Here is a 22,027-nt window from a genome sequence, read left to right as displayed (position 1 = left end):
TAGGTTCGTACTACGCTTAAATTCAATCTCTACCATAGTAGGTCAGACTAGTTGAATCACTCTTGATACAAAGACAGGCACTTTTTAGAAGTACTAATCCGTAAAAATTAACCTCCCCTTGAACAACTCTTCTATGGCTATAAGATTAGGGGTATTAAAACTAATTACGTCGCCAGTGCCTCTAATTTCGCCCTTTATACCTTGCTGAGGATTTACCAGGATATCATTTGACCCACGATGATCAACATCTACCAAATTCGCCCTCAAGTTCTGGGCTTCAATTCGAGAATCTCCAGCGGCTACTGTAGCACCAAAAAATTCAGTTCTTCCACGAAGTCTGAAATAGGCAATTCCATTTACGAGAACGGTGACATCGTCGGTATCTAATTCAAGGTCAAACTCACCATCTGTAGTTTCACTTTCTGAATTATTAAAACTTTCCGATATGAGTCTTAGAATCGGATAAGCTAGTACACCGTCACTTTCTATTTTCAATCCCGTACTAGCTCGAATCTCACCAATATTTGGGGCTGTAACATAGATTGTTGTTAATCCGTACTCTCGAAAAAAATTGCAATCGTTTGTGTCTCTTAGCAGCAGGCGACCATCCACCACGTTTACCTCAACTTCATTTCGCAAATATTCACCTGTTTCTACTTCTACTTTTATTTCCGGGCCCTGCTTCAAGACCAGTCCTACGTTTTCGAATACCGTTATTTTGGTAAAATCGGCAACTGCAACTTCCTCCCGAATAAGATCACCCGCACTTTGAAAGCAGTCTGGAGCGGTATCTGAAGAGCAGGCAACAAAAAAAGTAGATAGTAGTATAAAAAACATTTGACTACTATGGTAGTATACCCTAAAAGGGGGATTCACTATTTTAAAAACTCCCAACGTATTACTCATATCTTTGAATTCATAACTTTACAACCTTATACCGACTCCAAATTCTACGGCTTCGGCTGCTGCTCCATGTGATTTTAAAGAAACCGTACCGAACCATTTGTCACCAAAGTAACGCTTAAGTCCCATGCGGTTATATACCTTTCCCTCAAAATCGAAGGGGTAATATATATAATATCCTAATTGACTAATGATACTGAGTTTATTGATAAAAAGCTCATGCCCAATAAACAACCCAACACGTCTATAATCAGTATCTGCCGCTACTTCATTCTCAGGAAATGAGATAGATTGGAATCGAATTAAATCCTTAAGAAAGTTGCTAAAAAACAGGTCGGTCCCCAATTGAATCGCACTTTTTCTACCCAAACGCTTATCGGCATAAGCCGAAATTATATAAAACGGAAACTGACCTGAGCCAATCACATCACTTTCATTAATACCAGATCTAAAAACTAAGTTGTATTTAAAAGGTTCGGTAATTTTAGTTTTTTCTCTTACGATATAGTCGGGTTCATCATGCTTTAAGGTATAGGTCAATCCTGCATTTAAAGCCAAGGTATTTGTAGATGTATTAGGAGCTTTTACATTTGCATTGGAATAGTGTACTACAGAGAATCCTGCTTTAAACCCTAAGCCTTCAAAAATATTCTCCTTGTGATAGTTCAACATCAAAAAGGTGGAGCTCAACATTCTTGTACCGTAGGCATTATTCCGAAAATTTTTAATCTTATCATACGGGTTCGTAGCATATGACACACCCTGCCCAATTCGCAGTTGGACATTGCGTTTTAAAAAATAGAAATTGAAATGGGCATATAAGCCTAAATTATCTCCTAAAGTGGGGTTGTTTGATCTTTGAAAAATAAAGGAAGCCCCTAAATCAGGATAGTTGTACCATTGTTCCCAGTCTTCTGATCCGTAGGTTTTTCGATTATAACTAAAAATCAGACCTTCAGGGTGTTTGGTAATCAAATGATTGATATCTGGATTATGTAAAATGATCGAACCGTAAAATGCATTCGCTTCGAAAGTGTAGTTGGTTCGTTTTCCTTGATCTTGTGCAAAGCAAGATCCTGAGAAGCATATGATTAGTAGGAGTACCCTTAAGCTCATGGGGTGTAAAAATAGGCATTATTTGCTTGTCAGCGGCCTAAAATAGTGCGCTGGCAATTGCCTGAATATTATCAGATTTTCCCATAGAATAATAATGTAAAACCGGAACCCCTGCAGCCAACAGCTCTTTAGATTGTTGAATTGCCCATTCCACTCCCACTTGGCGCACGGCCTTATTATCTTTACAGTCAACAACTGATTCTACCAAGTCTTCTGGCAAATCAATTTTGAAAACCTGTGGCAAAAGATTCAGATGTCGCTTTACGGCAATCGGCTTGATTCCAGGAATAATAGGAACATGTATTTCCATTTCTCTCGCTGCATTTACAAACTCAAAGTACTTTTGGTTGTCGAAGAACATTTGCGTTACCACATAATCTGCACCAGCATCTACTTTTTCCTTTAATCGTTTTAAATCTGATTGAAGTGAAGGGGCTTCGAGGTGCTTTTCAGGGTATCCAGCAACTCCAATACAGAAATCTGAACAATCATCGGTTTCAACGACCTCATGCAGGTATTTTCCACAATTCAAATTCTGAATCTGTTCCACTAGGTTAATAGCAAATGGATGTCCTCCCTTAGTTGGTTCAAAATACTTTTCTTCCCGCATGGCATCACCCCGCAATGCCATCACATTTTCTATTCCTAAATAGTGACAGTCGACCAACAAATATTCAGTTTCCTCCTTGGTAAAACCCCCACAAAGTACATGCGGAACAGTATCAACATCGTATTTGTGTTTTATCGACGCACAGATACCAACGGTACCTGGTCGCATACGCGTCAATTTTTTGTCTAAAAGTCCCGAACGGTCTATATAGATATACTCCTCACGTGAAGTCGTAACATCAATAAAAGGAGGTTTAAACTCCATCAAAGGGTCTATATTATCATACAGTTCCTGAATTTTATGCCCTTTTACTGGGGGTATGATTTCAAAGGAAAACAGTGTTTTTCCTTTGGCATCCTTTATGTGGTCTGTTATTTTCATGTTTTTTTACTTGTCAATTGACGGTTATCGGCCGGTTGCTGTCTTTTGGCATCGATGCTATAACCATCAACTATTTTAATCATCGGCAATATTAGGGGCTAACCATTTTGTTGCCTCTTCAATCGATATTCCCTTTCTGTTTGCGAAATCTGCTACTTGGTCTTCTTTTATTTTCCCAAGCCCGAAATAGCGAGCTTCAGGGTTGGCAAAATAGTACCCACTAACCGAGGCTGCTGGCCACATGGCCAAACTCTCTGTTAGTTTTACTCCTATTTTTTCCTCTACCTCAAGCATTTGCCAAATGGTCAATTTTTCTAAATGATCTGGACATGCCGGGTAACCCGGTGCCGGGCGAATTCCCTTGTAAGATTCGTTAATCAAATCGTTATTACTCAAATCCTCATCCGCGGCATAACCCCAATGTTTGGTTCGTACTTCTTTGTGCAAATACTCGGCGAAAGCTTCGGCCAATCGATCGGCCAATGCTTTGATCAAAATCGCGCTATAATCATCTAGACTCTTCTCATAGGCCGCTGCCAATTCTGCCGTACCAAATCCGGTGGAAACACAAAAACATCCTATATAGTCTTGTTTGCCACTTTCTTTGGGAGCGATGAAGTCTGCCAAAGCATAATCTGGAACTCCTTCTCTTCTTTGCAGTTGCTGGCGTAGACTCCGAAAAATACTTTTCCCACTAGGTTCCGTGTTCTCGTCTACGCTAGAACTGTCCGAAAACAAATCAACTTCCATATCATCGTCATTGATTGTATTTGCAGGAAATAATCCGAAAACGGCTTTTGCCTTTAGTTTCTTTTCTGCCAAAACCTCTTTCAACATTTTTTGGGCGTCTGAGAACAAATCGGTGGCCTGAGCACCCACAACATTGTCCGTTAAAATATCTGGGTATTTGCCATGGAGTTCCCAGCTTCTAAAAAAGGGGGTCCAGTCAATAAATGGAATTAGTTTTTCTAAATCCATATCGTCAATGACTTGGATGCCTAATACATTCGGCTTTATAATTTCGGTAGTACTCCAATCTATTTTAAACTTATTTTCCCTGGCATTTTCTATGGATTTGTATTCCTTTTGAACAGAACGTTTCAAGAACTTCTGTCGAAAGACATCATAATCTTCTTTAATTGATTTTTTATAGTTATCGGAAGTTTCTTTTTGGAGCAAATCGCCTACCACTGTTACGGCCCTAGAAGCATCATTCACGTGTACCACCGCCTGACTGTACTGCGGGTCAATCTTTACAGCCGTATGTGCTTTACTGGTCGTAGCGCCACCAATCAATAAAGGTACCGTAAAGTTTTTGCGCTGCATTTCTTTCGCCAAATGCACCATTTCATCCAAAGACGGTGTTATCAAACCGCTGAGTCCAATCACATCAACCTTATGCGCAATAGCTTCGGCGATTATCTTTTCTGGGGGTACCATCACACCTAAATCTACAATTTCGTAATTGTTACAAGCCAGGACCACACTTACAATGTTCTTCCCGATATCGTGAACGTCTCCCTTAACGGTGGCCATTAATATTTTTCCAACCCCAGCAGAGTCTCCTGCTGAAGGATTCAATAACTTTTCTTCTTCAATGTACGGAAGTAAATACGCAACGGCTTTTTTCATTACACGCGCAGATTTTACCACCTGTGGTAAAAACATTTTTCCACTGCCGAAAAGGTCACCCACCACGTTCATACCGGCCATTAAGTTTCCTTCAATAACTTCGATAGGTTTGTCAGCGGTTTTTCTAGCTTCCTCTACATCTTCCGTTATATATTGGTCAATTCCCTTAACCAATGCCCTTGTAATTCTATCTTGAAGTGGTTCTTCACGCCAAGACAAATCTGCCTTGCTTTCTTTGGCCTTACCTACCACAGATTCTGCAAATTCCAATAATCTTTCTGTTGCATCATCTCTCCTGTTGAGCATTACATCTTCAACATGCTCAAGCAAGTCTTTGGGAATATCATCATACACCTCCAGCATCGTCGGATTCACAATACCCATATTCAAGCCGGCTTTGATCGCATGATAAAGAAAGACAGAATGCATTGCCTCACGTACGGGGTTATTCCCTCGAAATGAAAAGGAAACATTACTCACACCGCCACTAACACTACAATAAGGCAAGTTTTCACGTACCCATTTCGTAGCATTTATAAAATCGAGTGCATTTAACTTGTGCTCATCCATTCCTGTAGCCACAGGAAAAATATTTAAATCGAAAATGATGTCTTCAGGGGGAAATCCTACACGGTTGACAAGGATGTCATAGGAGCGTTTTGAGATCTCGATACGACGTTCATAATTATCGGCCTGCCCAACTTCATCAAAAGCCATGACAATTACCGCAGCCCCGTATCGCTTGATCAGTTTGGCATGGTGTATAAATTCCTTTTCACCTTCTTTTAAACTAATAGAATTCACAACACATTTACCTTGAACAACTTGCAAACCTGCCTCTATAATTTCCCACTTGGAGCTATCAATCATTATGGGCACTCGGGCAATATCAGGTTCGGCAATGACGAGGTTCAAGAACTTCACCATGGCTTCTTTACCATCGATAAGTCCGTCATCCATATTAATATCGATGATTTGGGCTCCGCCTTCAACCTGATGACGAGCCACATCCAAAGCTTCTTCAAACTTCTCTTCTTTGATAAGTCTTAAGAATTTTTTTGACCCAGCCACATTGGTTCGCTCTCCCACATTAATGAAATTGCTTTCGGGAGTAACTACCAAAGGCTCTAAGCCTGACAATTTTAGATATCTTGGTTTCGTGACTGTCATTTATATTTTTTCAACCATCAAATTTCTAGGTTCATACTGCTTGACCAATTCGGCGATTGCCGTAATATGATCGGGAGTGGTGCCACAACAGCCGCCGACAATATTCACCAGACCCTTTTCGACATATTCCTTTATCTGCGCTGCCATTTGCGCTGGAGATTCATCATATTCTCCAAAAGCATTGGGTAATCCTGCATTGGGGTGAGCTGAAACCGCATGTTCTGTTCGACTCGATAATACTTCCAAATGCGGAACCAATTGGTTTGCTCCTAATGCACAATTAAAGCCTACAGATAAAATAGGAATGTGCGAAATAGAAATTAAAAATGCTTCTGCAGTTTGGCCCGATAAGGTTCTACCAGATGCATCTGTTATTGTTCCACTGACCATAATAGGGACCTCGATATTGCGTTCTTCCTTTACTTCTTCAATGGCAAAAAGTGCGGCCTTGGCATTCAAGGTATCGAATATGGTTTCTACAAGTAATATATCAGCCCCTCCGTCTAACAAAGCTTCCACTTGCTGTTTGTAGGCGATTCGCAACTCCTCAAATGATACGGCGCGATACCCAGGGTCATTTACATCAGGTGACATACTAGCGGTCTTATTGGTCGGGCCAATACTGCCGGCTACAAATCTCGGTTTATCTGGTTCATTGACTGTGAATTCATCAGCAACCTTTCTAGCGATTCTTGCAGATTCGTAGTTTAGTTCATAAACTAGGTCTTCCATATGGTAATCTGCCATTGCTATCGTTGTGCCAGAGAAGGTATTGGTTTCTACAATATCTGCACCTGCGGCAAAGTATTTGCGATGTACCTCCGCTATAGCTTCTGGTTGCGTTAGGGACAATAAATCATTGTTTCCTTGCAAAGGGTGTTTCCAATCTTTGAAACGCTCAGCTCGAAAATCTTCTTCCTGAAACTTATAGCGCTGAAGCATCGTACCCATGGCACCATCTAACACCAGAATTCGTTCTTGTAATATGTCTTTTATCCTCGTCATTTCCCTGATTTTGATTGCGTTCGAAATAGCAGCGATAGCTTTTTTATTTATCAAAGACCCTCAGGCAGTAGCAAGAGCGACAAATTAAAAAACATCGCGAATAGCCCGACCTTCATTTTCACAAAGGAAACGCCCAAATTAATTGTATCAAGTAAGGTAAAGGTTTAGGCAATAGCCTGTCTCTAGTTATCTGTCCGTTAACTTGCGGATAGAACGTAGCACCTTCTTAGGTCCTGATAGGCATCAGGATAGACCAAGGGTTGCTAAGGCTTCATAGGGTCTAATCCCTCCACCTTTCTTGATAACAACTTCAATTTTTTAATGAACTAAATACAAAGTAAAGCCACTGTTCAATCAAAACCAAGTTATTCGGGCAAAAATTGACCTTCAAATCACAATAAACCTTTGGCCTTTATTTCTAGGTATTTGTTTATGGTATCAATGGTAAGACTACTAGGGGACGTTAAAATGGTTTGTATTCCGTATTTATTCAACTCTGCGGCAATAAGTTTTTTATCATAGCTAAACTTTTCAGCTATGGTTTTATCAAAGATCTCTTGAATGGTACTGGCCTCTTGGTTTTTAAGCAGTTCCAATTCTGTGTTTTTAAAAAATACGACCACCAGCAAATGACTTTTGTTCATTGCCCGCAAATAGCTTAATTGCCTGTTCACTGCGTCTAAACTGGCAAAATTGGTGTATAGCAATAATAAGCTCCTTGTGGTGACCTTCCGTTTAAGAAGGCCGTACAAATTTCCAAAGTCAGATTCACTATAATCGGTGTTTATATTATAAAGCGATTCCTGAATTAAATTCATCTGCGCATTTCTGCGTTCGGCTACCACAAAGTTCTCTGGCTTTTTTGAAAATGAGAAAACACCTGCTTTGTCATGTCTACGCACTACAACACTACTAATAACAAGTGCGGAATTTATAGCATAATCTAGCAAACTGAGTCCTTCAAAAGGCATTTTCATTACCCTGCCTTTATCGATAACCGAATATACTTGTTGTGATTTTTCGTCTTGAAACTGATTTACCATCAATTGATTGCGTTTGGCGGTAGCCTTCCAGTTGATGTCTTTAATATTGTCTCCCTGAACATAGTCTTTAATCTGTTCAAATTCAAAGGAATTGCCAATCCTTCGCATCTTCTTTATCCCAAACTGAAGATTGAATTGATTCAATGAAATTAGATCGTACTTCTTGAGCTGTAGGAAACTCGGATAGGTTTTTACAATTTTTGAAGCTTCAAAAGAAAATTTCCGCATTGCAAAGCCTATTCTGCTCGAAGTAAATACATGCAAGCCACCAAACTCGTATTCTCCCCTTTCTTTTGGGGTAATTTCATACGAAATAGATTCTTTACGATTTGCAGCAATGGCTCTACTTAAGTAAAAATCACGCTGCTGAAATTGAAAGGGCAGCTCGTCTATTATTGTGCAAAACATCTTTAGGGTAAAGTCATTGGAAATTTCAATCCAAACTTTATTGGCGTCGCCATTGGAAAATTTTTCTGGCAGAACTCTTTTTGCACTAATTCCTTTTTTAGTTCCAAAAAGAATTAAGACATCGACCACTACAACCACAAGAAAAACAAGACCCGAAAGTTTGGCGATTTCCAATACGGGTGAAAAGACAAAACTCAGCACAAAAAGCAGTATGATACCGAACATCGCATAGAAAAACCGATTGTTTAAGAATAAATCTTTAAAAAATCGTATTACAGGGAGTGATTTCGTAGTTGCTGAGGTTTTGTTTTCCGACATTACATCAATTTATTTAGGAATTTCAACACTCTGAAGAATATCGTTAATTATCTGTGTTGAAGTTATTCCCTCCATTTCCCTTTCAGGAGTTACAATAACACGGTGTTGTAATACGGGTACAGCAATCTGTTTTATATCTTCTGGAGTTACAAAATCTCTTCCATTTATTGCGGCAAAAGCCTTACTGGCTTTTAAAACAGCTATCGAAGCTCTTGGAGAGGCACCTAAATACAAAAAAGGATTTGTACGTGTATTCAATACAATTTCGGCGATGTACTTGATAAGATGAGGCTCTACAACTATTTGAGAGATCAACCCCTGAAAAGCTATTATTTTTTCTCGACTTAAACTACTGGTAATTTGAGCCAACTTCGTTGTTTTCAACTTATGCTCTCTGGTAATAATCTCTACCTCTTCTTCCAAATTTGGATAGTCAATGGTAATTTTTAAAAGGAAGCGGTCTAATTGAGCTTCGGGCAATCTATAAGTTCCTTCTTGCTCAATAGGGTTCTGAGTAGCCAATATGATATAGGGTGCATCGAGCAAATATTTTTCCCCATCCATAGTCACTTGTCTTTCTTCCATTACCTCGAACAAGGCTGCTTGGGTTTTTGCAGGAGCCCTATTGATTTCATCTGCCAAAACAATATTTGAAAATATAGGCCCCTTCTTAAACTCAAATTCAGATTTCTTCAGGTTAAATATTGCGGTACCTAAAACATCAGAAGGCATCAGGTCTGGCGTAAATTGTATTCTACTAAAGTCGACATCAAGTGATTTCGCCAAAAGTTTCGCAGTTATGGTTTTGGCAACGCCAGGAGCACCTTCCAATAATACATGACCTTCAGCAAGTAAGGCTGTCAACAATAGATTGACCAGTTGTTTTTGCCCAACGATCACTTTTGCCAATTCCATTTTAATCTGGGTTACGCTTGCCTGTAATTCTTTAAGATCTAACCGATTATCAAATTCAATATCATTGTTTTCCATAGGTTATTTTTTATCTTTTTTATAGAATTTTTCTATCTCTTTGTTGAGGGTTATTAGTGGTTCCTTAGTCATAAAATTATGTGATTTCATATTTAAAATCAGTGTTACCAACTGTTGTACTTGCTCCACTGAATTGCCTGATTTTAATGCTAGCTTCTTAACAAAGTTTGCATCGAGGCGCTCTGTAGACAACTGGTATTTGCTTCTAATAGACTCTAAAAAATGAATGATCTTTTTTTGAATAATGCCATTGTAGTCGGCCGCTTCATAATGCAAATTACTAACCGTATGAACAAACTCTGTAGTAGTGTTTTTTAATGGTTCTATTACGGGAATAACTCTTTGTCTACGTTTCGCATTGAACAAAATAAACAGTGCTATGGCCAACAATAACAAATACCAACTCCATTTCAAGGGCTCTTTGGAGGTAATGTATCTCAATCTACTTTGACTGAACTCTGGATCAACTTTTATCGCTTTATCTAATAATAGAGGTACTTGCGGTAAATAGGAAATAGCCGTACTCAAGTAATTCGTATTTGGGGCTTCCAACATTTGATAGTTTGTAAAAATCTCTGGGGTAGTGTGAATGTAGAAAATACCGTCATAATATGGTATGCCCACAAAATTGGTACGTCGCTCTCCTTTGTCGGAAACCAAATACCCCAGCTTTTTTACTGTGACCGTATCCTTAACATAGGCTATCCCGTATGGAATCTTTGCCGTGTATGTCAATGAATCTTTAGCAAATTCAAAATGCAAGGTATTCCTTATCTCCTTGATTTCAGTATCCTCATAGGCCGTATTAAAGCCCAAGGTATCCTTCACGAAGTACGGAAAACTATGGGCAGAAATAAAAGCATCATTACCGTAGGCAACATATTCTAGCAATGCTTCGAAAGAAGTAATATCGATATCATAGGTTCGCGAAATGCTAATGTAATTTTTGGTAGAGTCAACCGGTTGATCTCGTAAGTATTGATCATATTCATAAAAAGTAGTGTGTATTTTTTTAACAGACTTACCCTGAAACCAAAAGGGCAATTGGTCAAAAAACACTTTGGTATCCATCGGCTTAGTTTCAAACTCATTAAAGGTCGGAGTCCAATCTACAGTATGACTTCTATTGGCGACAACGACTACAATCATTACGATTACGAAACTGAGTACAAGGATTCCTTTTCTACTCATTATTTAAACTGTTTTAATAATTCATCGTATACGTAAGATGTTTTCTTGTACTCACTTTCATCTATACGAAATTCGCCATACCAGATATAGGTGTAGTAATAGGTAGCCTTACTGAAACCAAGGGCGTATTTTGATCCCTCTACTTCTGTCTGATAATCAAAAGTGGTCTTTTGCACATCATAGTCTATGACGTCGAACTGGTCTAATTTCTTTAATAAAAAAAGATAGTAATAGCGAATGGCAGACCTATAATCGCTCTTGGAAACAGCTTCAGAAATTAGACTTTTAAAATCTACCTCACGAATGTTCTCGCCAATATCGAAGTTGAGATTCTTCGCTTCCTCTTTATTCCTTTTAAATATCCACCTGATTTCTTTGTTTAGTACAATTCTAACAATAAGGTATGTGACCAATAAAATAACTGCAATCCAAAACAGATATTGAAAGACCTTAAAGATATTGCCGGCACTTTCACTTTCTAAGCTAAACCAACTTGACATCAAATCGATAAGCCAGTTTCTAAAGCGCGCTAATGAGGAAGTTGTTTCTACATAATCATAGGCTTTTCCCGTGTAGTTTTCTTTAAATGTATTGGGGAGCACCCGAACCTCCTCTGGTAGCTCAGGCACCTCCTTCTCTTGGGCACTGGATACCATTATGCCCAAGAAAAACCATAACACAAAAAGTAAGTAGTTGTTACTCCTCAAAGCTTTTACTTGTTATTTTTTTATTTACTCGAAAAGGGTAGATCAGGTAATAATAGGAAATGATACAAAGGGTTCCCAAAATAATCAGCAAAGCCAAAAAGTTAGGCAACACATCTGAATATCTGGTGACATAACCTTCCAAGAAACCCGCTGCAATTGTAAATGGAAATGTGCTTATGACAATTTTTATTCCATCACGCATTCCCCTTTTAAAAGAAACGATTCTAGAAAAGGTTTTCGGAAACAAGATACTGGCACCTAAGATAAAACCCGCCGCACCTTCTATAACAATTCCAAAAATTTCCATCGCCCCATGAATCCAAATGCCTTTGGCACTTTTCCATAATACATCTTGCTGCTCAAAGAAATACTGAAAAGCACCCAACATTATTCCATTTTGCAGCAGTACATACGCCGTACCTATTCCCCCTGTCACTCCATAAACAAATCCTGTTAATCCTACCTTTAAATTATTAAAGGTTATACCAATAAAACTTCCCCAATTACTTCCGCTTTTATAAATGGCCACAGGATCGCCATTTTCAATATTCTGAAGTGTTTGGTTCACATAATCATTGCCCAATATCAAGCGAACAAAAGAATCGTCGTTTGCGGCAGAAACTACCCCAATAAGTATGGCGGTGAAAAAAAATAAAAATGAGTATAGTAGGTATCTTCTATAACGGTATAATAACACCGGAACATCTATCGTAAAAAAATAGACCAACAGATTCGATTCCTCTCTTTTGGTCAAGTAGATTTTTTGATAGACATTTACGGCCAAATTATTTAGATAAACGACTAGTTTACTCTTTTTGTAGTATGTTTGAGCGTATGCTAAATCATTGATTAAATGCAAGTATAGATCGGAAAGATGGTCTGGATTTTCAATCTTCTTTTGAGAAATTGCTTTTTCAAATTGCAACCATTTTTCTTTATTTTGTCGGATAAAAGCCACTTCCCTCATACGTTGCAAATAAAATTATATAATGGCAGAAATACAAATTACTACTACTCAGAACGTAACCATAAATTTCAAAGCCGCTGAAGTAGGAGAACGTATTCTAGCCTATATTATTGACCTAGTTATAAAATTAGCCTACCTTTTTTTCATATCCTTCTTATTTGCCCTAGCAGCAAAGCCCCTTGACAGATTAATTGAAGATGATTTTGCCGAGGATCCTTGGAGTGTAATGGCCATTATTATTGTTATCGGTTCTCCGATAATTTTTTATACTCTGGTTTCAGAAACGCTACTTATGGGTCAAACATTGGGAAAAAAATTAGTAAACATAAGGGTTGTAAAAATAGATGGCTATCGGGCTACATTTTTAGACTATTTTATTCGCTGGGCGATGCGTCTTGTAGAAATTAGCCTTTTTTGGGGCATTCCGGCCCTTGTCGCCATGGGAAGTTCAAAAAACAATCAACGTCTAGGCGGCATGGCTTCAGGTACAGCAGTAATTACCCTGAAAAACAAAATTGGTATTAATCACACCATTTTGCAGGAAATCAGGGAAGACTATAAACCATCCTATTCCTCCGTCATTAAATTATCTGACAATGATGTGAGAATCATTAAGGAAAACTTTCTTAGGGCAAGAAAAAATAAGGACAACAAAACCATGTTGGTGCTTAAGGAAAAAATTATCAATGTAATAGAAGAAAGACCTGATGCTGATGTTACTACAGAAAACTTCATCAAGACGATCATAAATGACTATAACCATTTTACAAAAGACATGTAAAACTAAAAAAGAGCGAAATAGGAAATTCGCTCTTTTTTTCTAACACGTTTATATGGTAAAGCTTAAGCTTCTGCTACCCCGATATCATCTAATTCGGTGTTTGGGTTTTTTGGGTTTGACCCCCATTTGTTATCACCTTCCTCACTATCAGTGCAAGCCAAAACTAAATTGTAAATAGGAATAAGTAAAAACCATCCACTCTTTCCAGCGTCGTGCATTCTGCGTACGCCGACCGCAAAACTTGGAATGAGAACCCCGAAAGAATAAATAGTATAAAGAATTGAAAGCTCAGGTACTTCTATAATTAATGGGATAAAAGCCAAGCTATAAGAGAAAATCATATTGAATAGTACAAACATCCAATATTCCTTTCTTCTCGCCCTGCCGTTGAAATCTGCGTATTGTTTTAATACTTTTAAATACCAATTCATAGTTTAAGGTTTTAAGATTTGGGTAATGATAGACTAACGAAAAAAAGATCAAATTATTGGCACATCTCGATTTAAGTCAATGCCATATTGCTAGTCAAGAGTTTTAAACTTCGGTAACCCCTATATCGTTTATTTCGGTATTGGGGTTTTTAGGGTCAGGACCATACTGATTAGGACCAGAATCTCCTTCGGTGCACATTAATACAAGTAACCAAATTCCTCCAATAAAAGGTATAAATGTTACCAGATAGTACCATCCACTTTTGTTTTGATCATGTAATCTTCTAACTGCAACAGCAATTGACGGAATAATTATTACCAAATAGTATAATAAAACAGGAAGAGACATCAAATCTTCAGAATTTGTTGCGCTACCAAGCATTCCAGATAAAAATGCTAGGGCTATTATAATTACAATATTAAATAACGCAAACATCCAATATTCCTGTCGTCTTGCCCTACCGTTAAAGTCTGCGTATTGTTTTAGTACTTTTAAATACCACTTCATTGCGTATTGGTTTTTAATGTGTTTAAAGATGATAATCTAACGCAAAATAACTGTTAAAAGTATACTTTGAAATTTTACAATAACGGTTTTCCATAAACTATAAAACCTTCCTAGTCGTTCTAGGAAGGTCTTTAGAATGAATAAACTCCAAAGGTTATGCAATACTTTGCACTACCTCCTTTTTCGCTTCTTTTTTAGTGCCGTCAAAGCCTTCTACTCCACCTACTGTTGTATATTTCATTACATAACGCTTACCAGGATTTATAAGTTGATAAGCATATTGACACATTACCGCAGCCTCATGAAAACCAGATAGAATTAATTTCAATTTACCTTCATAGGTATTCACATCGCCTATAGCGAACACCCCTGGAATATTCGTCTGATAGTCTTTAGCATTATTGACTTTTATAGCATTTTTCTCTATTTCCAATCCCCAATTTCCAATAGGGCCTAATTTAGGAGATAGTCCGAATAAGGGAATAAAGTTGTCTACTTCTAAATATGTTTCTCCTTTGTTGGAATCGTTATGTTTGATAACCACGGCCTCCAATTGTTCATCACCATAAAGTTTCTTCACCTCAGCTTCGGTAAATAGTTTGATTTTTCCCAATTTGGCTAATTCAGATGCCTTTTCCACAGAATCCAAGGCCCCACGAAATTCATTTCTTCGATGAACCAAGGAAACTTCTGAAGCCACATCGGAAAGATAAATTGCCCAGTCTAAGGCAGAATCACCACCACCAGCGATTACCACTTTTTTATTGCGATACACCTCAGGGTCTTTGATGATGTAGGCGACACCCTTATCTTCAAAATCTTGAATATTTTCAATTGGCGGTTTTCTAGGCTCGAAAGAACCAAGCCCGCCAGCGATAACCACTACAGGTGCCTGGTGTTGGGTTCCTTTATTGGTAGTAACTACAAAAGAACCATCTTCTTGCTTGGCCAGGGTTTCGGCTCTTTCACCTAATGTGAAACCTGCTTCGAAAGGTTTTATTTGTTCCATGAGATTTTCTACCAAATCACCAGCCAATATCTCTGGAAATGCAGGAATATCGTAAATAGGTTTCTTCGGATAAATTTCAGAGCACTGTCCACCAGGTTGTGGTAAGGCATCTATCAAATGGCATTTTAATTTCAACAAACCGGCCTCAAATACGGTGAAAAGTCCGGTTGGACCTGCTCCTATTATTAAAATATCTGTTTTTATCATAAATAGCTTATTTAATTTTCATTCCCTCCCTTTGCTAAACGCTTAGTTGCGAAGTCGGGAAGCTTCTTAAATTCAATTTTCGGTATGTCTAGCCTTCTATTGGGCTCAGAACGTCTTTTCGTCTTTTTTACGCTTTTTAAACTTTTTCGACCAATTTTTGAGTTATTTCGTTCATTTTGTCCACTTTTTGCTCAAAATCACCCTTTATGGTTTTTCTATAATCATTCAAATTTTGAACCATCTTGCTAATATCCTCTGGAATAACTTCCTCAAAGAACTGTCGCAACCGCTTTGCGGTGGTTGGAGATTTTCCATTGGTTGAAATGGCAACTTTCACATTGCCTTTCGTAACTATTCCACCCATATAAAAATCACAATATGGGGGGTTATCGGCTACATTTACGAGTTTGTCAAAAGACCTACAATCAGTATACACCTGAATGTTTACTACAGGGTCGTCGGTTGTAGCTATAACCATGTGCTTTCCCATCAAATATTTGGCGTGGTATAGGTCGGTTATCAACTCAACATCGAATTCTAAGGCCAATTGCTTTGTTGCCTTTCGGAACATCGGTGCGACCATTGTAACTTTCGCATCGGGACTCGATTTGGTTAAGAAGGTCAATTTTTCTTCGGCTACCTTACCACCCCCCACGATCAGAATGTGCAGCTTAGCCGTTTTTAGAAATATAGGATACAGGTTATTCCGTTGCATAATCAATAGGCTAATTCGGTTGCAGTATATTTTTCTTGAATTTCTAAGATTCGGTCGCGATGACGAACCACCTCGCCGATGATAATGATTGCCGGATTCGCTAATTGTTTCCTTTCTACCTCAACTTCGATTGTTGCTATGGTGCCCACCCCTACTTTTTCATCTGCTCTCGTACCATTTTGTATAATGGCTATGGGTGTTTCTGATTTTTCTTCCTGTTTGAACAGTGCCACAATCTGTGAGAGTTTAGACATGCCCATAAGGATAACGACTGTAGCACTTGACTTTGCCGCCAGGCGAATATCACTTGAGAGTTTGTGTTCTCTAGTGGTACCGGTAATGACCCAAAAACTCTCTGCAGAACCACGTTTGGTTACTGGTATATTTTGTGTCGCTGGAACGGAAAGACAAGAAGAAATGCCGGGTACTAATGCCACTTCCAAGCCATGTTTAGCAGCATATTCCATCTCCTCAGCCCCTCTACCGAAAACAAAAGGGTCTCCGCCTTTTAAACGCACCACATGCCCATGGCGGTTTGCCTGACTAACTATCAGTTCATTGATTTGTTCTTGCTGGTAGCTATAGCAACCCCGGCGTTTCCCCACAAATACATGATCAGCATGCGGTGCATATTGCAATAGTGTGGAATCTATCAACGCATCGTATAAAACTACATCTGCATTATGCAAAGCGTTTATAGCCTTGAGCGTAATAAGCTCTACATCACCCGGACCAGCTCCGACCACTGTTAATTTGCGCTCTTTATGCATATTCCAACTCGGATTTTCTAAAAGATTCTATGCTGCTTAAGAATCCTTTAGCATCTGCCAAATACCTTGCAGCAAATTCTTTTGAAGGCTCATTTTTATTCAATTGCAATACCAATTCCTCAAATGATTTGGACAATGAAACTCTGCCTGATTGGATGAATTTTTCATCAAAATCTCTAATTATACTGGCATGTGTATTTGTTTTGGTCTTTTCGGCGGTTAGCAAGGCCTTCGCCGTATTGACCATAGAGGAATAGGAATAATAAATACTTGCAGCCCATTTTCGCTCTCTTAAGGCTTCTTCTGCATTTTGAATTTTTTCCTTGCTTTCAAAAAGCAGTGTGGCGATGAGGTCAATTACCACCCCTGCACATTCGCCAATGCCGATTTCCTTTTTATATTTTTCGGTATTTCCCCAATCGACAAAATCTTCTTCAGTCAGATTGTCGATATCGGTTAAAGGTTTTAGAAAATCGTAGAAATAATGCTCTCCTTTTTGCTTGTAATAATCAGCAAATGGGTCCCCATTTCCGTTGCGTTCAAAATCATTTAAAATTAACCGCAATGCCTCCGGACCTCTCCTGCTCGGTACCTTTACAACTTTGTCAGCAAAACGACCATTTCCATTACCATCATTACTGCCTCCCAAAAGTACTTGTAGCGCTGGGGCTACTAATTTGTCTTTGGTTCTAATGCTCATACCTTGAAATCCGATATGGGCCATATTGTGTTGTCCGCAAGCATTCATACAGCCACTAATTTTGATGACCACATCTGGGTTGTTGATATACCTCGGATATTCCGTTTTTATTACGCGTTCCAACTCTTCTGCGATTCCAGTACTGCTGGCAATTCCCAAATTGCAGGTATCAGTGCCTGGGCAGGCCGTGATATCGAGCGCTTTGTTGTAACCCGCTTCAGTGAAGCCTAATTTTTTAAGCTGGGTGTAGAAAAAGGGAACTTGTTCTACGCGAACAAACGGAATCAAAATATTCTGTCTTAGCGATAAACGAAGCTCCCCAGCGGCATATTTTTCAACCAAATCGGCTAACAACCTTGCTTTATCTGTATAGAAATCACCCAATAGTACTTTAATGCCTATGGCAACGAAACCGCCTTGCTTTTGGGGAACCAAATTGGTGGATTTCCAATTCTCAAAAGCAGGAACATCTTCAATTTCTACTTTGGGTACTATCGCTTTTGAAGTTTTTATTTTAGGATAGGCTAAGGCATCAATAGGGATAGTCTTTTGAGGAATTGCTTTTTGTTCTTGGTCTAACAACCTTTTAAATCCGTCAAGGCCAACATCTTTCAACAAAAATTTCATTCTGGCTTTGGCTCTACTTTTTCGTTCACCGTAGCGATCGAAAACGCGAATCACACCATCCATCAAGGGAATGATTTTATCTGCAGCCAGAAATTCGAACAACACATCGGCCTGTCTAGGTTGCGAACCTAAACCACCCCCGAGCATTACTTTGAAACCTTTTATGCCTCCTTGAATTTTGGCTATAAACCCTAGGTCATGCATGTAAGACAGTCCAGTATCGGCCTCACTCGCAGAAAAGGAAACCTTGAACTTTCTTCCCATTTCTTGACTGATAGGGTTACGAAGAAAATATCTAAATAATGCATCAGCATAAGGAGAAACATCAAAGGGTTCATCAAGGTCGATGCCTGCAGTTTCACTTGCGGTCACATTTCTAACGGTATTTCCACAAGCTTCTCGAAGCGTAACCTCATCTTTTTCAAGCTCTGCCCAAAGTTCTGGGGTTCTATCCAAATCAACATAATGTATTTGAATATCTTGTCGCGTAGTAATATGGAGGCGACCCGTAGAATATTCATCAGAAACATCGCAAATTCTATTAAGTTGCCTTGAGCTGAGCTTGCCGTAGGGTAGTTTTATACGAATCATTTGAACCCCTTGTTGACGTTGGCCGTATACCCCACGGGCCAGACGTAGACTTCGAAATTTTTCTTCGTCTAGCTTTCCCTCTTTGAACTGATGAATTTTTCTTTCAAGTTCAAGAATGTCTCTTTCCACAATCGGGTTCTCTATTTCTGTTCTAAAACTTTGCATCTCATTTGTTTTAAACTCTAGACGTTAGACGCTAGAATAAATTTTATCCTATTTTTCCTATAGATTTAATATGTTAAATGAGAATAGTAGCGAAAGAGTTACCTTATCTCACTAAGCCCCGTCAAAGCGGGATTCTAGTTTTCAACTTATAAACCCTGCTCCCACCGTATTATTTGATTGCGTATCTATCATTATGAACGAGCCATTGGTGCGGTGGTTCTTAAACGCATCGTAAAAAATAGGTTTGTTTAATTTAAAGTTTACCTGGGCAATATCATTCATTCCCAAAACACGTACCTCTTTATCAATACCAGAATAATCAGGATTAATTTTATGGTGAATGCTTTCTACCTTAGCAAGTACTTTATTGATGCCGTGCTGTACAATATATTTGTTGCCGGCAGTCAATTGTTGTGAATCCATCCAAGAAATGGTAGCTGTAAATTGTTTTCCAATAGTTGGTAAATCATTAATTTTGACCAACATATCTCCCCTGCTCACATTTATTTCATCTTCTAAAGTGATGGTTACTGAGGAACGCCTCGAAGCCGTTTCGAATTTCTTGTCGTAGAAATAAATATCTTTTATTTTAGATTTTGTTTGCGAAGGAAGGGCTACTACCTCATCTCCCACACTCAATTCTCCACCGTAAACCTTACCAGCAAAGCCTCTGAAATCATGAAAATCTTCCGTCTTTGGGCGCACCACATACTGCACCGGAAATCTTGGTGTTCCTACGTTAGATACCGCTGCCATATCTAGGCTTTCTAAATGTTCTAAAAGTGTTTCACCTTTGTACCAAGGTGTATTCAAAGATTGATTCACTACATTATCTCCTTTCAATGCACTTACTGGAATAAAGGTTATTCGTTGCCCTTGATAATCTCGTTTACCCATCAACTGCTCAAAATCAGCTTTGATAGCATTGTATTTTGCTTCTGAAAAATCAACCAAGTCCATTTTGTTGATAGCTACAATAACATCTTTGACACGCAACAGATTATTGATAAAAAAATGACGATTCGTTTGTTCAATAACTCCTTTTCGTGCATCAATCAAAATGATAGCTGCCTGAGAAGTCGAAGCACCTGTTACCATATTGCGAGTATACTCAACGTGACCTGGGGTATCGGCTATGATATAGCTTTTGGTGTCTGTTGAAAAATATATGTGAGCCACATCAATGGTGATGCCTTGTTCTCGTTCAGCTACTAGCCCGTCAGTAGCCAAAGAGAAATCTAGATAATCATATCCTTTTTGTTTGCTTGTCTTTTCAATGGCTTCCAACTTATCAGTAGTCAATGATTTCGTATCATATAAAAGTCTACCAATCAAGGTACTCTTACCATCATCTACACTTCCTGCTGTTGCTATTTTTAGTACTTCCATTTTTTTCTTGTAATACGTAAAAAGTTATGCGTAACGCGTAACAGCCTTTAACTATTCGCTTTATGCTGCTTACTTTTTATTAAAAATATCCTTGTTGTTTTCTTTTTTCCATTGCCGCTTCAGAGCGTTTGTCATCGATTCTAGCCCCTCTTTCCGATATGGTTGAATCTCTAATTTCCTGCACTACAGATTCAATATCTGCAGCTTCCGAAAATACGGCAGCGGTACAGCTCATGTCTCCCACGGTTCGAAACCGAACCATTCTTTCCAGCACCTCTTCATCTTCCTCTTGAAATACAAAGTCAGAATGAGACCAAATCAATCCATCTCGTAGAAAAACTTTGCGTTTGTGCGCAAAATAGATGGATGGAATTTCTATTTCTTCTTTTGCAATGTAGGACCAGACGTCTAATTCAGTCCAATTCGAAATTGGAAAGACCCGAACGTTTTGTCCCAATTCAATTTGCCCATTCAACATATCAAAAAGTTCGGGTCTTTGATTCCTTTCATCCCATTGTCCAAAATCATCTCGCACAGAAAAGATACGTTCTTTGGCCCGAGCCTTTTCCTCATCTCTTCGAGCTCCACCAATACAAGCGTCGAATTTGAATTCTTCGATTGCATCTAAGAGTGTTGTGGTTTGAAGCGAATTTCGACTTGAATATTTACCCGATTCTTCCTTTACCTTTCCTGCATCGATAGAATCTTGTACGTTTCTGACTATGAGTTCTAGGCCCAACTCTTCAACAAGTCTATCTCTGAACTCAATGGTCTCCGGAAAATTGTGCCCTGTATCAATGTGCATCAATGGAAATGGAATCTTCGCTGGCCAAAATGCCTTTTGTGCCAATCGCACTAAGGTTATAGAATCTTTCCCACCAGAAAACAAGAGTACTGGCTTTTCGAATTGAGCCGCTACTTCTCTAAAAATATAGATGGCTTCGTTTTCTAAAGGGTTAATATGTGAGGTATCTTTCATAATAAAATTCAAATGTCAAAATCAAATACAATTTCAAAACGCAAAAATCTTCAGTGTTTGTTTTTACTTTTTGCCTTCGGATTTTTTATGTGTGCAAACCACATTCTCGATTTTCTAAAACCTTAGTGGGGTCAAAATAATTATGTTCATTGGGCAAGTTTCTTTCCTCTAGGTAGGCATCGAGTTGTACATCGTTCCAATGGTAAAACGGACTTACCTTTAAAACGCCGTCTTTACCAAGATTTAAGATATTTAATGAATCTCTTAAGGCGGTTTGTCCTTTACGCAAATTGGTAAACCACACATCAGGTTGATGTGCGACCATGGCCCTTCTAAAAGGTTCCAATTTAACTTGATCTGTAAATTGCGCGTGTCTTGGGTCATTTATTTGTGGAATCCCCAATAGAGCGTCTCTATATGCTGACGTCTGTTTCGGAACATACAGATCTATATTCAAACCCAAATTGGTGGTTAGTTCTTCGGCATGCTTATAGGTATTTGGTGTATTGTAACCCGTATCACACCATATAACAGGTATGTCGTGCTTAACACTAACCACTGCATGAAGAATGGCCACTTCATAAGGTCGAAAATTCGTAGTCACCACCGCTCTCTTAGCCTGTTTAACGGCCCAAGAAATGATTTCAGCCGGCGGAATGCCTTTGAATTGAATATTTAGTTTATCTATTTGTTCTTGTGTAAAAGCCATGTCTA

20 protein-coding genes and 1 riboswitch are annotated in these 22,027 nt (G+C 38.7%); of the genes, 1 reads left to right on the top strand and 19 read right to left on the bottom strand.

The features are described from left to right. Positions 1-93: 93 nt before the first annotated feature. The 10 genes from ABJN95_RS00495 to ABJN95_RS00450 form a co-directional block, all read right to left on the bottom strand. Positions 94-906 (bottom strand): head GIN domain-containing protein, encoded by an 813-nt coding sequence (locus tag ABJN95_RS00495; protein WP_348368019.1) that lies wholly within the window; start codon positions 904-906, stop codon positions 94-96. An 18-nt stretch (positions 907-924) separates the two neighbouring features. After that, complete coding sequence (locus tag ABJN95_RS00490) at positions 925-2,019, bottom strand: acyloxyacyl hydrolase (RefSeq protein WP_348368018.1); 1,095 nt, start codon at positions 2,017-2,019, stop codon at positions 925-927. A 37-nt stretch (positions 2,020-2,056) separates the two neighbouring features. Continuing rightward, positions 2,057-3,010 (bottom strand): methylenetetrahydrofolate reductase [NAD(P)H], encoded by a 954-nt coding sequence (gene metF / locus ABJN95_RS00485; protein ID WP_348368017.1) that lies wholly within the window; start codon positions 3,008-3,010, stop codon positions 2,057-2,059. A gap of 75 nt (positions 3,011-3,085) precedes the next feature. Then, on the bottom strand, positions 3,086-5,812 hold the full coding sequence (gene metH / locus ABJN95_RS00480; RefSeq protein ID WP_348368016.1) for a methionine synthase: 2,727 nt from the start codon (positions 5,810-5,812) through the stop codon (positions 3,086-3,088). Further along, positions 5,813-6,817 carry a homocysteine S-methyltransferase family protein gene (locus tag ABJN95_RS00475; RefSeq protein ID WP_348368015.1) on the bottom strand — a complete coding sequence of 335 codons (1,005 nt, stop codon included), beginning with the start codon at positions 6,815-6,817 and terminating at the stop codon, positions 5,813-5,815. It lies immediately after the preceding gene. A 183-nt stretch (positions 6,818-7,000) separates the two neighbouring features. Continuing rightward, positions 7,001-7,125, bottom strand: a riboswitch (SAM riboswitch). An 84-nt stretch (positions 7,126-7,209) separates the two neighbouring features. Beyond that, a complete protein-coding gene (locus ABJN95_RS00470) occupies positions 7,210-8,586 on the bottom strand; it encodes a DUF58 domain-containing protein (RefSeq protein ID WP_348368014.1) in 1,377 nt (458 codons plus the stop codon). A 9-nt stretch (positions 8,587-8,595) separates the two neighbouring features. Continuing rightward, positions 8,596-9,576, bottom strand: coding sequence for a MoxR family ATPase (locus ABJN95_RS00465; RefSeq protein ID WP_348368013.1), 981 nt, complete (start codon positions 9,574-9,576; stop codon positions 8,596-8,598). A gap of 3 nt (positions 9,577-9,579) precedes the next feature. Next, a complete protein-coding gene (locus ABJN95_RS00460; protein WP_348368012.1) occupies positions 9,580-10,767 on the bottom strand; it encodes a hypothetical protein in 1,188 nt (395 codons plus the stop codon). Beyond that, positions 10,767-11,423 carry a hypothetical protein gene (locus tag ABJN95_RS00455; RefSeq protein ID WP_348368011.1) on the bottom strand — a complete coding sequence of 219 codons (657 nt, stop codon included), beginning with the start codon at positions 11,421-11,423 and terminating at the stop codon, positions 10,767-10,769. The genes ABJN95_RS00460 and ABJN95_RS00455 overlap by 1 nt, the downstream gene beginning before the upstream one ends. Before the next feature lie 40 nt (positions 11,424-11,463). Then, positions 11,464-12,441, bottom strand: a complete 978-nt coding sequence (locus ABJN95_RS00450) for a stage II sporulation protein M (RefSeq protein WP_348368010.1) — start codon at positions 12,439-12,441, stop codon at positions 11,464-11,466. 22 nt (positions 12,442-12,463) lie between these two features. Between ABJN95_RS00450 and ABJN95_RS00445 the strand changes: the two genes are divergently transcribed. Beyond that, complete coding sequence (locus ABJN95_RS00445) at positions 12,464-13,222, top strand: RDD family protein (RefSeq protein ID WP_348368009.1); 759 nt, start codon at positions 12,464-12,466, stop codon at positions 13,220-13,222. Positions 13,223-13,284: 62 nt separating this feature from the next. On the opposite strand, the gene ABJN95_RS00440 is transcribed toward ABJN95_RS00445, so the two are convergent. From ABJN95_RS00440 to ABJN95_RS00400, 9 genes are all read right to left on the bottom strand, one after another. Further along, positions 13,285-13,653 carry a DUF805 domain-containing protein gene (locus tag ABJN95_RS00440; protein ID WP_348368008.1) on the bottom strand — a complete coding sequence of 123 codons (369 nt, stop codon included), beginning with the start codon at positions 13,651-13,653 and terminating at the stop codon, positions 13,285-13,287. Between the two features lie 103 nt (positions 13,654-13,756). Continuing rightward, positions 13,757-14,161 carry a DUF805 domain-containing protein gene (locus tag ABJN95_RS00435; RefSeq protein ID WP_348368007.1) on the bottom strand — a complete coding sequence of 135 codons (405 nt, stop codon included), beginning with the start codon at positions 14,159-14,161 and terminating at the stop codon, positions 13,757-13,759. Positions 14,162-14,315: 154 nt separating this feature from the next. After that, a complete protein-coding gene (locus ABJN95_RS00430; RefSeq protein WP_348368006.1) occupies positions 14,316-15,377 on the bottom strand; it encodes an NAD(P)/FAD-dependent oxidoreductase in 1,062 nt (353 codons plus the stop codon). 136 nt (positions 15,378-15,513) lie between these two features. Next, the gene (locus ABJN95_RS00425) at positions 15,514-16,092 is read right to left on the bottom strand and encodes a bifunctional precorrin-2 dehydrogenase/sirohydrochlorin ferrochelatase (RefSeq protein WP_348368005.1); all 579 of its coding nucleotides are present in this window, start codon (positions 16,090-16,092) and stop codon (positions 15,514-15,516) included. A gap of 2 nt (positions 16,093-16,094) precedes the next feature. Beyond that, positions 16,095-16,862 carry a uroporphyrinogen-III C-methyltransferase gene (gene cobA, locus ABJN95_RS00420; protein ID WP_348368004.1) on the bottom strand — a complete coding sequence of 256 codons (768 nt, stop codon included), beginning with the start codon at positions 16,860-16,862 and terminating at the stop codon, positions 16,095-16,097. Then, the gene (locus ABJN95_RS00415; RefSeq protein ID WP_348368003.1) at positions 16,855-18,945 is read right to left on the bottom strand and encodes a nitrite/sulfite reductase; all 2,091 of its coding nucleotides are present in this window, start codon (positions 18,943-18,945) and stop codon (positions 16,855-16,857) included. The genes cobA and ABJN95_RS00415 overlap by 8 nt, the downstream gene beginning before the upstream one ends. A 141-nt stretch (positions 18,946-19,086) precedes the next feature. After that, entirely contained in the window at positions 19,087-20,334 is a 1,248-nt protein-coding gene (locus ABJN95_RS00410; RefSeq protein WP_348368002.1) for a GTP-binding protein, read from the bottom strand. Positions 20,335-20,413: 79 nt separating this feature from the next. Further along, the gene (gene cysD / locus ABJN95_RS00405) at positions 20,414-21,313 is read right to left on the bottom strand and encodes a sulfate adenylyltransferase subunit CysD (protein WP_348368001.1); all 900 of its coding nucleotides are present in this window, start codon (positions 21,311-21,313) and stop codon (positions 20,414-20,416) included. A gap of 85 nt (positions 21,314-21,398) precedes the next feature. Next, positions 21,399-22,022 carry a phosphoadenosine phosphosulfate reductase family protein gene (locus ABJN95_RS00400; protein WP_348368000.1) on the bottom strand — a complete coding sequence of 208 codons (624 nt, stop codon included), beginning with the start codon at positions 22,020-22,022 and terminating at the stop codon, positions 21,399-21,401. Positions 22,023-22,027: the final 5 nt, after the last annotated feature.

This window comes from Maribacter sp. (genome assembly GCF_039974175.1).
Classification (GTDB): Bacteria; Bacteroidota; Bacteroidia; order Flavobacteriales; family Flavobacteriaceae; genus Maribacter_C.
The sequence above is the reverse complement of the archived record's forward strand: the minus strand, read 5'-3'. Positions and strand labels throughout refer to the sequence as shown.

Excerpts from the sequence above, each read along its gene's own strand:
- ABJN95_RS00430 (WP_348368006.1), bottom strand. The coding sequence starts at position 15,377 with ATGATAAAAACAGATATTTTAATAATAGGAGCAGGTCCAACCGGACTT.
- ABJN95_RS00475 (WP_348368015.1), bottom strand. The coding sequence starts at position 6,817 with ATGACGAGGATAAAAGACATATTACAAGAACGAATTCTGGTGTTAGAT.
- cysD (WP_348368001.1), bottom strand. The coding sequence starts at position 21,313 with ATGAAAGATACCTCACATATTAACCCTTTAGAAAACGAAGCCATCTAT.
- metF (WP_348368017.1), bottom strand. The coding sequence starts at position 3,010 with ATGAAAATAACAGACCACATAAAGGATGCCAAAGGAAAAACACTGTTT.
- ABJN95_RS00445 (WP_348368009.1), top strand. The coding sequence starts at position 12,464 with ATGGCAGAAATACAAATTACTACTACTCAGAACGTAACCATAAATTTC.
- metH (WP_348368016.1), bottom strand. The coding sequence starts at position 5,812 with ATGACAGTCACGAAACCAAGATATCTAAAATTGTCAGGCTTAGAGCCT.
- ABJN95_RS00425 (WP_348368005.1), bottom strand. The coding sequence starts at position 16,092 with ATGCAACGGAATAACCTGTATCCTATATTTCTAAAAACGGCTAAGCTG.
- ABJN95_RS00470 (WP_348368014.1), bottom strand. The coding sequence starts at position 8,586 with ATGTCGGAAAACAAAACCTCAGCAACTACGAAATCACTCCCTGTAATA.
- ABJN95_RS00455 (WP_348368011.1), bottom strand. The coding sequence starts at position 11,423 with ATGGTATCCAGTGCCCAAGAGAAGGAGGTGCCTGAGCTACCAGAGGAG.
- ABJN95_RS00400 (WP_348368000.1), bottom strand. The coding sequence starts at position 22,022 with ATGGCTTTTACACAAGAACAAATAGATAAACTAAATATTCAATTCAAA.
- ABJN95_RS00410 (WP_348368002.1), bottom strand. The coding sequence starts at position 20,334 with ATGGAAGTACTAAAAATAGCAACAGCAGGAAGTGTAGATGATGGTAAG.
- ABJN95_RS00495 (WP_348368019.1), bottom strand. The coding sequence starts at position 906 with ATGAGTAATACGTTGGGAGTTTTTAAAATAGTGAATCCCCCTTTTAGG.
- ABJN95_RS00460 (WP_348368012.1), bottom strand. The coding sequence starts at position 10,767 with ATGAGTAGAAAAGGAATCCTTGTACTCAGTTTCGTAATCGTAATGATT.
- ABJN95_RS00490 (WP_348368018.1), bottom strand. The coding sequence starts at position 2,019 with ATGAGCTTAAGGGTACTCCTACTAATCATATGCTTCTCAGGATCTTGC.
- cobA (WP_348368004.1), bottom strand. The coding sequence starts at position 16,862 with ATGCATAAAGAGCGCAAATTAACAGTGGTCGGAGCTGGTCCGGGTGAT.
- ABJN95_RS00465 (WP_348368013.1), bottom strand. The coding sequence starts at position 9,576 with ATGGAAAACAATGATATTGAATTTGATAATCGGTTAGATCTTAAAGAA.
- ABJN95_RS00415 (WP_348368003.1), bottom strand. The coding sequence starts at position 18,945 with ATGCAAAGTTTTAGAACAGAAATAGAGAACCCGATTGTGGAAAGAGAC.
- ABJN95_RS00450 (WP_348368010.1), bottom strand. The coding sequence starts at position 12,441 with ATGAGGGAAGTGGCTTTTATCCGACAAAATAAAGAAAAATGGTTGCAA.
- ABJN95_RS00440 (WP_348368008.1), bottom strand. The coding sequence starts at position 13,653 with ATGAATTGGTATTTAAAAGTATTAAAACAATACGCAGATTTCAACGGC.
- ABJN95_RS00435 (WP_348368007.1), bottom strand. The coding sequence starts at position 14,161 with ATGAAGTGGTATTTAAAAGTACTAAAACAATACGCAGACTTTAACGGT.